At 68.1% G+C, this 11587-nt stretch carries 10 protein-coding genes; 6 read left to right on the plus strand and 4 right to left on the minus strand.

The window, feature by feature from the left end; genetic code table 11:
* Both gyrA and WBA11_RS01190 read left to right on the plus strand, forming a co-directional pair.
* Nucleotides 1-2367, plus strand: a 2367-nt coding sequence (gyrA, locus tag WBA11_RS01185; protein ID WP_424518906.1) for a DNA gyrase subunit A, incomplete at its 5' end; no start/stop codon positions are given.
* A 75-nt stretch (nucleotides 2368-2442) separates the two neighbouring features.
* Nucleotides 2443-2835 carry a hypothetical protein gene (locus tag WBA11_RS01190; protein ID WP_424518907.1) on the plus strand — a complete coding sequence of 131 codons (393 nt, stop codon included), beginning with the start codon at nucleotides 2443-2445 and terminating at the stop codon, nucleotides 2833-2835.
* Here the strand turns inward: WBA11_RS01190 and WBA11_RS01195 are convergent.
* Nucleotides 2832-3965, minus strand: coding sequence for a phosphatase domain-containing protein (locus WBA11_RS01195; RefSeq protein ID WP_424518908.1), 1134 nt, complete (start codon nucleotides 3963-3965; stop codon nucleotides 2832-2834). The two genes, WBA11_RS01190 and WBA11_RS01195, sit on opposite strands and share 4 nt — an antisense overlap.
* Before the next feature lie 163 nt (nucleotides 3966-4128).
* Between WBA11_RS01195 and WBA11_RS01200 the strand changes: the two genes are divergently transcribed.
* Nucleotides 4129-4485: a hypothetical protein gene (locus WBA11_RS01200; protein WP_424518909.1), complete on the plus strand. Its 357-nt coding sequence runs from the start codon at nucleotides 4129-4131 to the stop codon at nucleotides 4483-4485.
* Here the strand turns inward: WBA11_RS01200 and WBA11_RS01205 are convergent.
* The 3 genes from WBA11_RS01205 to WBA11_RS01215 form a co-directional block, all read right to left on the minus strand.
* Nucleotides 4482-5651, minus strand: coding sequence for an ATP-binding protein (locus WBA11_RS01205; protein ID WP_424518910.1), 1170 nt, complete (start codon nucleotides 5649-5651; stop codon nucleotides 4482-4484). The genes WBA11_RS01200 and WBA11_RS01205 overlap by 4 nt on opposite strands.
* Nucleotides 5652-5794: 143 nt before the next feature.
* Entirely contained in the window at nucleotides 5795-6961 is a 1167-nt protein-coding gene (locus WBA11_RS01210) for a DUF3095 domain-containing protein (RefSeq protein WP_424518911.1), read from the minus strand.
* 164 nt (nucleotides 6962-7125) lie between these two features.
* On the minus strand, nucleotides 7126-7488 hold the full coding sequence (locus WBA11_RS01215) for a cupin domain-containing protein (protein WP_424518912.1): 363 nt from the start codon (nucleotides 7486-7488) through the stop codon (nucleotides 7126-7128).
* 490 nt (nucleotides 7489-7978) lie between these two features.
* Here WBA11_RS01215 and WBA11_RS01220 point away from each other — a divergent pair, with 490 nt between their 5' ends.
* From WBA11_RS01220 to WBA11_RS01230, 3 genes are all read left to right on the plus strand, one after another.
* Nucleotides 7979-8944, plus strand: coding sequence for a carboxypeptidase regulatory-like domain-containing protein (locus WBA11_RS01220; RefSeq protein WP_424518915.1), 966 nt, complete (start codon nucleotides 7979-7981; stop codon nucleotides 8942-8944).
* Complete coding sequence (locus WBA11_RS01225) at nucleotides 8944-10452, plus strand: sigma-54 interaction domain-containing protein (protein ID WP_424518913.1); 1509 nt, start codon at nucleotides 8944-8946, stop codon at nucleotides 10450-10452. The genes WBA11_RS01220 and WBA11_RS01225 overlap by 1 nt, the downstream gene beginning before the upstream one ends.
* Before the next feature lie 260 nt (nucleotides 10453-10712).
* Nucleotides 10713-11587 (plus strand): serine/threonine-protein kinase (locus WBA11_RS01230; RefSeq protein WP_424518914.1); only part of this gene is annotated, 875 nt, incomplete at its 3' end.

The raw sequence follows: 11587 nt of genomic DNA on the forward strand, positions 1-11587 counted from the left end.
CTGACGCGGTTGTCCGAGGAGCTCCTGCGCGACCTCGACAAGGAGACCGTCGACTACACGCCCAACTTCGACGGGTCCCTGAGCGAGCCGTCCGTCCTGCCGGCGGCGCTGCCCAACCTGCTGCTTAACGGCGCGTCCGGCATCGCGGTCGGCATGGCGACCAACATCCCGCCGCACAACCTGGGCGAGCTAGTCGACGGCATCGTCGCGTACATCGAGGACCCGGAGATCGACCTCGATGGGCTGATGGAGCACGTCCCGGCGCCGGACTTCCCGACGGGCGGCGTGATCTACGGCGTCGGCGGCGTGCGCGAGGCGTACCGGACCGGTCGCGGACGCGTGATCATGCGCGCCAAGATTCACGAGGAGGAGATCAAGCGGCGCGGCGGCGACGGCGTCGGCCGCGAGGCCCTGATCGTGACGGAGATCCCGTACCAGGTCAACAAGTCGACGCTGATCGAGAAGATCGCGCACGCGGTGCGGGACAAGAAGATCGAGGGCATCGCCGACCTCCGGGACGAGTCCGACCGCGACGGGATGCGGATCGTGATGGAGTTGCGCCGCGACGCGGTCCCGGAGATCACCAAGAACCAGCTGTTTAAGTACACCCAGCTTCAGCAGACCTTCGGCGTCAACGTGGTGGCCTTGGTCAACGGACGACCCAAGACGTTGGGCTTGAAGGAGATGATCGAGCACTACGTCGCGCACCGCCACGAGATCGTGGTGCGGCGGACGGAGTTCGAACTGCGCAAGGCCGAGGAGCGGGCGCACATCCTGGAGGGCCTGACGGTCGCCTTGGATCACTTGGACGCCGTCATCGCGATCATCCGCCACAGCGAGGACACCGACGCGGCGCGCGCCAACCTGATGGCCGGCGTCTACCCGCAGCGCCTGACCGCCGAGCAGAAGCAGCGCCTCGGCCTCGAGGACGCCTCCCCCGTCGACGTCACCGGTCCGCGCGAGGCCGTCGGCTACGCGATGTCGCGCCAAGACTTCCAGCCCCAGCCGTGGCTCAGCTCCGCTCAGGCCGACGCCATCCTGGCGCTCCGCCTCAGCCGCCTGACCGGTCTCGAGCGCGACAAGATCGCGGCCGAGTACGCCGACATCCTGAAGGAGGTCGAGCGCCTGCAGTCGATCCTGAACTCGCGCGACCTGCGGATGCAGATCATCGCGACCGAGCTGCGCGACGTCGCTGAGAAGTACGCCGACCCACGCCGGACCGAGATCGACATCATGGGCGGCGGCGACATCGACCTCGAGGACTTGATCGAGGACGAGCACGTGGTCGTGACGATCACGAACCAAGGACTCGTCAAGCGCACGAGCGTGGACGAGTACAAGACGCAGAACCGGGGCGGGACGGGCCACCGCGGGACGGGCACGCGCGACGAGGACTTCGTCGAGCACCTGTTCACGGCCAGCGCCCACGACTACCTGCTGTTCTTTACCGACCACGGCCAGTGCTACTGGCTCCGGGTCTACAACGTGCCGGAGGGCTCGCGGACGGGCAAGGGCCGCTCGATCCGCAACCTGGTCCGGATCGATCCCGAGGACCGCGTCCGGGCGGTGCTGGCGATCAAGAAGGAGGACTTCCGAGACGACGCCCCGGACGGGTTCTTGGAGAACCGCTTCGTGCTCATGGCCACGCGCCGAGGCCGGGTCAAGAAGACGGCGCTGGCCGCGTTCAAGCGCCCGCTGGTGTCCGGCATCATCGCGATCGACATCGTCGAGGACGACCAGCTCATCGAGGCCAAGCTGACCGACGGCGACACCGAAGTCATGCTCGGCTCGTCGGAGGGTCAGGGCATCCGGTTCCACGAGCGCGACGTTCGCTCGATGGGCCGCAAGAGCCGAGGCGTGCGCGGGATGCGGCTGCCGGACGGCGAGCGTGTGGTCGGCATGATCGCCGTGCGCCGTGACGGCGCCCAGGTGCTCACGATCTCGGAGAACGGCTACGGCAAGCGGACGCCCGTCGAGCGCTTGGACGACGACGGCGAGGCGATCTCGAACTACACGTTCCGGCTCCAGTCGCGAGGTGGCAAGGGCGTCACGGCCCAAAAGACGACCTCAAAGACCGGCAAGTTGGTCGCCATCAAGAGCGTCCTCGAGGACGACCAGCTGATGATCGCGACCGAGGCCGGCATCATGATCCGCATGGCCGTCCAGGACATCTCGACGTACGGGCGCAACACCCAGGGCGTCCGGGTCATCAACCTCAAGGCCAACGACGCGATCGCGGACGTGGCCCGCGTCATCATCGAGGACGACGAGGAGGCCGCCGTCGAGACGACCGAGGCCGGCCTCGAGGCCGTTCCGCCGGCCGCGGCGCCGCTCGACCCGGCCGACCTCGAGGGCGAAGAGGAGTAGCGCGGCGACCTCGAGGACGTGCGCGCTTGCTCGAGTGGGGTCCCTCCCACCCAAGCCGCGCGTCGGTACGACATCATGATCCGACTCGCAGCCGCCTGCCTCCTGGTCGGTCTCCTCTCGGCGTGCGACGCGTCGGGTCCGAGCCGGTACGACCTCGAGGTCGAGACGGATGGGCCGGTCGCCCTTGAGGACGGACGTCCCGGGCTCCGGTTCACGGTTCGGAACACGGGACGCGCGGGGCTCGAGTCGGTATCGCTCGAGGTGACCACGCCTCCGGTCTTGAACCGGACAACCGGAGTCCAGATCTACAACCTGGTACCCGGAGAGGACAGGGTCGCGGACATCGACCTGTTCCACCTGTTCCGAGACGAGTGGGACTACGACTGCTACCGAGTACGGGTGGTCGCCTTCGCACCGGACGGTCCGTACGCCGTTCTGGAGCAGAACGGCCCCGATACCTGCGACTAGGCGGACCGTCCTCGAGGTGCGGACGGTCGGAAGGGGCTCGTCCGCGGCGGTCGCCACGAGCTTCTTTGCAAAAGGCCGACGGCGCGCTCCGATGCCAGTCCGAGTTCCACCACGGCCCGGGCGCCCTCGGCGGAGTCGGAGAAAACGCGCATGGCCGTCCCCCGCATCTCGACGTCGCGGGCGATCTGACAAACCTCGCGCTCGCGACGGGGGCCGGCGACATGTCGGATCAGGACGGCCCGGACGCGCCCAGCATGCCGCGCCACGATCTGCTGGTACACCTCCGGGTCCTTCTGGCCGCTGTCCCCGATCAGCACGGCATCGAGGTCGGGGTACGTGTCGAGGACGTCGCCGATGGCCGATAGCTTGTGAGCGTGCGCGTCAGGGTCGAGCCACGACATGGGGTTCTCGTTGAGGTCGCGGAGGTGGAGCGCCCCGCGAGGAATACCGTGGTGCTCGAGGGCGCCCGTCAAGTGCTCGTACAAGTCCCACGGCGAGTCCGACACGTAGACGAGGGGGTTCACCGGCTGGCCGTCGTCGGTAACGAGTGCCCGGTACAGCGTGCGGACGCCGGGCAACGTCCGGCGCGTCTCGGCCGAGCTCGACAGGACGCGCCAAGCGAGACGCAACGCGTGGGGTGCCTCGGCCTCGAGGACGGTGTCGTCGAGGTCGCTGACGACGACGAACTGGGCGTCGGCGGTCGGGACCTGGACGTAAGCGTGGGCGTCGTCGTCCGATGCGGGATCGAGAACTCGAGCCGTCGCTGAGCGCCATAAGCTGGACGGGCAGACCTCGACCTCGAGGGCGGCCTCGAAGTAGCCGTCGACGTCGCTCGTCGCCTCGACGATCACGTCCCCGACAGTGACCTCGACGCGCGCTCCGGGGACGTCGTCGGTTACAAAGCGGCGAGCCGTCCGCCAGACGGTCGACCAGACTGGAGCGCCACTACGCGGCTCCGCGCTCTGCCCTCCGAGCACTCGGCCCCGGAGCCGAACACATCCCGGACGGCCGTATCCTCCGTAGAGCACGACACGGACGCGGCTCCAAAGCCCGAGCCGGCGGCGGACCACGTTGAAGGACCGGTCGACCGCGCGTCCCGTCTGTGCCAATGCGGATAAGAGAACCGACATATGGTCGAGGGCGGGTCCCGGTAACACCTGCGAGCCGGCTTCTCGCTCCCTTCATGAAGCGATGAGGGATCAGTCGCTGATTCCGTCGTCTGGCTGAGACACCAGAGCTTCCCATCGCGCCTGAGCCACCAGAGCGCCCTCGGAGGGTGCCGACGCTTGACGGGTGCGATCTGCCGCCGTTCACGTTCTTCTCCACCTACCGCTCCCCCGTGTCGCCTACGACGATGAGGCGTACGAGTATTCGACGGGCGTAGTCGAGGGCGTGCCCAACGCGCGCTACGCGCTACGCATCGAGGACGCCGAGGTGCTCGTCGTTCAGGACACGCCGTCGCCGGGACTCGCCTGTGACGCCCACGCGACCGACGCCATCGAGGACGACTTGACTAGCGAGGTCGAGTGGGAGCCCCACCAAGTCCTACGCGTCACCCTCAACGAGGCCGCCCTGGCCGAGCCCACTGACGAGACCGCCTGGCTGCTGGGGGTGGGGTCCGTCGTCGAGGGTGCCTTTGGCCCGAGCTAGGCCTCGGCGAGTGGAAGCCTCACGTGGAAGGTGGAGCCCCGACCGAGACCGGGGCTCTCTGCCCAGAGCTGCCCCCCGTGCTGCCGGACAACGGCTCGTGCCACGGTGAGCCCTAGGCCGAGGCCTTCGTGGTCTCGCTGATCCGGGTTCGCCACCTGGTGGTACGGCTCGAAGATGTCCTCGAGGGCGCCGGCCTCGAGGCCGCGGCCGGCGTCCGCGATCGCGATCCGAATCTCGCCGGCGTCGACACGTGCCTCGAGGCTCACCTGGGCATCGGGCTCTGAGAACTGAACGGCGTTGCGGATCAGGTTGCGTAGAGCAAGACGCAAGCGAGGTGCTGCGCCCTCGACCAGCAGGGGTCCCTCCGGCATCGCGACCTCGGCGTGGGGCGCCTCCTCCTGGATGACTGACGCGAGGATGCTCGACAGGGATAGCATGACGCCGGGGTGGGACCCGACGGTCGCGTTGAGACTGCTCATCACGTCCACGGTCTCGACCACGTCCATCATTCGCTCGCCGGCTCGTACGATGGCGTCGGCGTGCATGTGGAGCTCGCCGCGGACTTCCTCGAGCAGGATCTGGCCGAAGCCCTGGATCGCCGTCAAGGGCGTCCGCAGTTCGTGCGAAGCGATGGCCATGAAGCTGCTCTTGAGACGATCTAGCTCCGCCAACCGGTCGTTGGCGCGTTGCAGTGCCTTTTCATGGCGAAGGCCTCGGATCGCAACGGCGGCTTGGGCCGCGATGATGAGGAGAGCTTCCGCGTCGGCGCTGTCGAAGCGCTCGCGCTTAGGATTGAGGGCTTGAAGAACACCGACGGGCTGTCCGTCGATCCGCATCGGGACGCCCAGGAGCGACCGCGTACTGAAGCCTGTCTGGGCATCGGCATCGCGGTAGCGGCGGGCGTCCTCGTCGGCGTGGACAGCGTGGAGGATGCGGTTGTCCGAGAACGTGGCGCCAGCCAAGCTCCCTTTCAACGGCACCTCCTCCCCTACCAGGACGGCCCCGGCGCCCGTCGCCGCGACGAACCGGAGCGCTCCTGTGGTGTCGTCGAACAGGAGGATCGAGGCCGCTCCGCACTGCATCACATCGAGCGTCGTCCGCGCGATAAAGTCGAGCTGGCTCTCCGAGTCCTCGATGGTGTTGAGCGCGACGCTGACGTCGAGCAAACGGCGGAGCCGACGGAGCGTGACCGATGGGGTCTCTCTCGTACTGGTTAGCGGGGCGGTCTCCGTGAGGACCATCGGATGCGGTGGGAGTCCCTCTCAGTATCGATGATCCGACGGCAAACCTTAGATGCGCCGGGTTGGGCCTATACGGCCCCTCCAGTCTGGAGAGCACGGCGCCTCCGCTTGTACCCGATCGCAGCGTTCGTGTAGCCGCCGCCTGCGCCGTCGACGAAGTGGACCTGCTGTCCCATCCGCTGGTAAACGAGGCACGTCAGGACGGCGCGGTCCGAGACGTGGAGACCGTACGCCAGCCGGCCGGCTTGGTACAACGGTTCCAGAACGCCTTCGAGGCGCTCGCGCTCGGACGGGCCGCCCGCCAGGACCATCCGCAGGACCCCGTCGAACTTGCGGTAGTCCGTCGACGCCCGGAACAGGGTCGGGTAGCGCGCCCAGTTCGTCTCGGAGGTCTCGATGCCGAACCGGATGAGCACGCGGCCGATCAGGTTCATGACCCACAGCTTGGCCTGGTGTCGCCACCGACGCTTCGGCTGACGCAGCCGGGACTCCGGGCCGAGCTTACCCGGCGTCAGCGCCAGCCGCATTCGGTCGACGGACACTGGGTGCGAGGCCTCGTCGTCGTAGATCTCGCCGACGGCCTCGAGGACGGACCGGTACGTGGCGTCGGGATCGTCGCCGAAGGCCTCGATCAGGATGGACACGGTCTCACCGCGAGGGCTTTCGACGTCCTGCCATCGGCACTCGAGGCCGGCGTAGGGGTCATCGTCCTCGGCGGGAGTGGCGGTGCTGGCCCATTGCGACGCCGTCGCTGTGTCCTTGACCTGGTCCTCGGCCCATCCGAGTCCGGTCCCGCGAAAGAGGGCCTGAGCGTAATTCTCGGACGCCTGGTACCGGGCGATCGCGACCTCGTGTCCGGCAGCCCGGACGGCCTCGAGTGGAACGGCCCCGACACGCAGCGGCAGGCCGAGGCGCTCCGACGAGTGGTCCTGCAACGCCGCGAGCGCGGAGAGCGCGCCCTCGAGGACGGACGGCGGCACCACGAGCGTCGCGCCGTCACCGCCGAACACGAACGGTAGATCAGCGCGATCTGCTGTGTTGAGGACCGCCGCGATCGAGGCCGCTCCCACGTAGTTGACGTCGCGGTAGCGGCCCGACTGCACGGCTTCTGTCGATCCGACGACGTCTGTCAACACGATCGTCCAGTCGTCGGGCAGCGGGACGTAGGCGGCGTCGTCGGCCAAGCGCTCGAAGCGCTCGATGATGGGGAGCGTGGCGTAGAAGTCAGCGGCCATACCGACAACGTACCGCCGTGCGGGGCGCGACCTCGAGGGCGGGGCCCGCGTGGACGCGAGAAGGCCGTCGGCCTCGAGGACGGACCGCCGACCAAACGAGAGACCCGGTTCTCTCGGAGAGCCGTCACCTCTCATCTGAGGTGGATCCACGACCTCGAGGACGACTACTCGTCGTCGCGGTGGACGGTGCCGGGCGAGAACGCGGGCGTGCACACGGCCCAGTACTCACACTCGAGGTCGGCCGACGGGTTGAGGTAGCGGACGCGCTCGCCGGCCTGACACAAAACGGTCTCCCCCGCTCCGACGTCGAGGACGCCGCCCTCGTGCTCGACGCGCATCGTGCCGCGCAGGACGATCGTCACCTCATCGAAGGCGGGCTGCTGAGCGGGCTCCGACCATCCCGGCGGCGCGATCATGTGGGCGACCGACATCGAGGTCGTCTCGGTGTTCACGCGTCCGACGTGCTCCTCGATGGTCTTTCCACCGGGGCCGGGGAGTTGGGTAGGAGCGGTGATGTGGCGCGGCATCTACACGGGAGTGGGTGGTCCAAGATCGCAGGACAGGCCGGACGGTGCCACGTCGAACCCGACTCACATCCCGGTAGAAACAGCTCACCGTCTATCTGCAACGAATCGGACCTCGTGATGTGACGAACGCAACTCTGGGCGCGTCTTTACGAATGTCCGCTTGTCCCCCATCACCAGCCGCCGTACGTCATGGTCCTCGCGTTGCAACTCGCAGTTCCGGCGGCTCTCTTCGCCCTTCTCCTGTTAGCCGCTCGCCCGGAGCGGTCCCGGAGCCAAAGTTAGCCGAGAGCGCCCCGGCTCCCCGTCCTCCGACGCCCTCACAGGCAGAATCCTGTGGGGGCGTCGTTCGTTCAATAGCCTTCGGTACCATCGTTGACCCCTCACCGTTTGGGCGCGGTCTACACTGGGTTCTCAGGGAGGCCCTCCTATTTTCCGGTACGGATTCCAACAGGTCGCTTTGCTCCGCGCGCTCCCGTTCGTCATCGCCCTCGTGTGCCTCGCCGCGTGCGACAGTGCGCCGCATGACAACCCGCTCGATCCGGCCTCGGGGTTCCCCCAACTCGGCGCCGTATCGGGGCAGGTCACCAGTACGCGGCTCCCTTTCGAAGGCCGCGCCGGCGTGCGCGTACGGTTCGTCCCGACGGATGACGAGACGGGCATGGCGGACCGGAGCACTGTAACCGACGAAGCCGGACGCTTCGTCGCGACCGGATTGAGCGCCGGCATGTACCGCGTGGTGGCAGACGGCGATTCGTTCCGAGCCGTCACTCGAGAGGTCGAGGTATCCAGTTCCAGGACCACCGAAGTCACCCTCCGGATTGATTCACTGCCGGTCGTGACCTCCACGACCGCCCGGTCGATTCGGGTCGACAGCAACGTCGCAGGGGTCGAATCAGACGTCCTCGAGGTCACGGCTACTGCTACGGATCCTGACGGAGTTGAAGAGGTGGAGACAGCGACGCTCGTTGTGGAGCCTCTGGGCATTCGATCGCCCCTGTCCGAAATCTCTCGCGGACTGTTCTCGGGCACCCTCGAGGGCGAGGACCTTCCGGGTGGAAGGCTCGAGCGACTGCTTGGCGAGGCCCTGTACGTCGAGGTCATGGATCTCAACGGCAACGTCGTCCGCAGTGCGCCCTTCGGCCTTGTCCGAGTGATCGACCCTCCGCCAGCGCCGGTGTCTCCCACGCAGTCCGTCGTGCTTAACAGCGGCGCTGGCATCGTCCTCGACTGGGACATCCGTGATCTTCCGTACGACTACACGTTGGATGTCGAGCTGATCGAAACCCGGGGCATCGGTCCAGATGTCATTCTCGAGCGGGTCACCGTCCCGAGTTCGACGACGACGTACACAGTGACCGAGACGCTTTCTCGCGGAACGTACTTCTGGACGGTCGCTTACGTCGACGAGGTCGGTAACCGGAGTCGTTCTTTCGAGTCCAGATTCGAAGTTTTGTAATGACGTCCACACCCAACCCGCACAACGCCCTCGAGGCGCTCTCCGAGATCGCCGCGGCGCTCAACTCCGCGCGTGACGCCGAGCGCGTCCTCGACGTGGTCGTCGACGCCGCCCTCGAGGCGCTCGGTGCAGAGCGCGGGTTCGTCTTGCTCGAGGCCGAGGGTGGAGACGAACCGTTCGAGATCCGGGCCAGCCGCAACTTTACCGGCGACGACCTGGCCGGCGTCCGGCCGCTCTCGACGAGCGTCGTCCAGGAAGTGCTGCGCACCGGCGAGCCGGTCCTGGTCTACGAGGCCGAGCAGGACGAGCGCTACGGGGGCGTCGAGAGCGTGGTGCTCCAACAGATCAAGTCGATCGCGTGCGTGCCACTCCGGCTCCGCGCCCGCCAGATCGGGGCCATCTACCTCGACGCCGTCAAGGCGAGAGGCCGGTTCACGCGCGAGCACCTGCCGTTCCTGCGCGCCGTTGCGGACCAAGCAGCCATCGCCATCGAGAGCGCCCGGCGCGAGGCCGCCCTGCGAGAGGAGAACCGCCGGCTCTTGTCCGAGGCACGAGACAAGCACGGGTTCACCGAGATCGTCGGGACGAGCCCGGCGATGGAGGGGTTGTTCGAGACGCTGCGCCGCGTGATCGACACGGACGCGACCGTCTTGATCGAGGGCGAGACCGGGACGGGCAAAGAGCTCGTCGCGCGTGCGCTCCACTACGAGGGGCCTCGGGCGAAGCAGCCGTTCGTCGCGCTGTTCTGCGGCTCGCTCCCGGACGAGCTGCTCGAGAGCGAGCTCTTCGGGCACAAAAAGGGCGCATTCACGGGGGCCGCGACCGATAAGAAGGGACTCTTCGAGGCCGCGGACGGCGGGACCATCTTCCTCGACGAGGTCGGCGACCTGAGCCCGAAGCTTCAGACGGCGCTCCTGCGCGTGCTCCAGACCGGCGAGGTTCGGCGCGTCGGCGACACGGCCACGCGGCGCGTCGATGTCCGGGTCGTCTCGGCCACGAACCAACCCCTCGCGGACCTGGTCGAGGAGAACCGGTTTCGGGAGGACCTGATGTACCGGCTCAACACGATCCGCGTCGAGCTCCCCCCGCTCCGGCAGCGCCGCACCGACGTCGCGCTGCTCGCCCATCACTTTCTCGACCGCTACGCCGTCGGGCCTCGCGAGCGCGTCGAGGGGTTCTCCGCGGACGCCCTCGATGCACTAAAGCGACACCGCTGGCCCGGCAACGTGCGCGAGCTCGAGGGGACGGTCGAGCGCGCAGTCGTGATGGCCCGGTCGTCGGTCGTGACCGCCGAGGACCTCCGCTTGCCGGACGCACCGGCCAGCGACGCGCTCAACCTGTCGCCCGGCATGACCATGAAGGAAGTGGAGCGCCTGGCCGTCGAACAAACCCTGGACGCCTGCGACGGCAACGTCTCCGCGACGGCCCGCACGCTGGGCGTCTCCCGCCGCTGGCTCCAGTACCGACTCAAAGAGTGGAACGAGCCGGAGCCCGCCGAGGCGGCGTGACAGCACGCGACCTCGAGGGCGGCATCGGCTAGCGTCCGACCTCGAGGACGAGACAGAGCCTCTTCGAGGACGCCACTCTCCGCGTGATGGCCTCCTGCCCCTCCGCCCTCGAGGCCCTATCCGGCCGCTCACACCTTTGCATCTCCCGGGCGAACGGGACCCATCCGTCCGTGCGCTAGGTTCCATCGCCTCCCGCACTCACTGCCATCGTCACTGATACCCCCGATGTCCGGCCGTTTGCCGAGCTGACCCGTGGTCCCGTGGCCACGGTCTACAAGGCGCTGGACCAGACGAGCGGGAAGGTGGTGGTCCTCAAGAAGGTCCACACCTACGATCCCGAGCGGCGGGAGCGCTTCACGGCCGAGGCCCGGCTCGCGGCCGGCGTCGAGCACCCCAACGTGGTCCAGGTGCTCCACGTCACCGACGACTCCCTCGTCGCAGAATGGGTCGAGGGCGCCGACCTCGATGACGTGGTCGCGGACGTCGGGGCGCTGCCGCCGGAGCTCGCGGTTTTCGTGGCCTACGAAACGGCGCTCGGCCTCGAGGCCGTCCACCAAGCCGGCATCCTGCACCGCGACGTGTCGGCGGCCAACGTGCTCTTGGGCCTCGAGGGCGAGGTCAAGCTGACCGACTTTGGGCTGGCGTCGCTTGCGGACGACGAGGGCGACCAGGAGGTCCGCGGCACCCTGGGAACGCTCGCGCCTGAGATCATCAAGGGCGAGGCACCCAGCCTCGCGTCGGACCTGTTCTCACTCGGCGCGGTCCTGGTCCACGCGCTGACCGGCCGCGCGCCGTTTGCCAGCGGAGATACCTCGAGCACGCTCGATGCTGTGCTCCACCTCGACCCCGCCGCGGCGCTCGTCGGCGACCCGCGTGTCCCGGCAACGCTCGTCGAGATCGCCGAGTCGCTGCTGGACAAGGAGCCGTCCTCGAGGCCGGCGAGCGCGGCCGTCGTCGCGGACCAGCTGTCGGACGTTCTCCAGGCGCTCGGGTCTCCAGGCCCAGGGCACCTTGCGTCGTTCCTCAACGCGCCCGACGCGTACAAGTCGCCGGAGCCGCGGCGCAAGCGGAAGCACCCGCTCCCGCCACCTGCGCCCCAGCGCCGAGCGGCCGAGTCCGCCACGCAGCCGGCTCC

Source organism: Rubrivirga sp., from assembly GCF_049648075.1.
Classification (GTDB): Bacteria; Bacteroidota; Rhodothermia; order Rhodothermales; family Rubricoccaceae; genus Rubrivirga.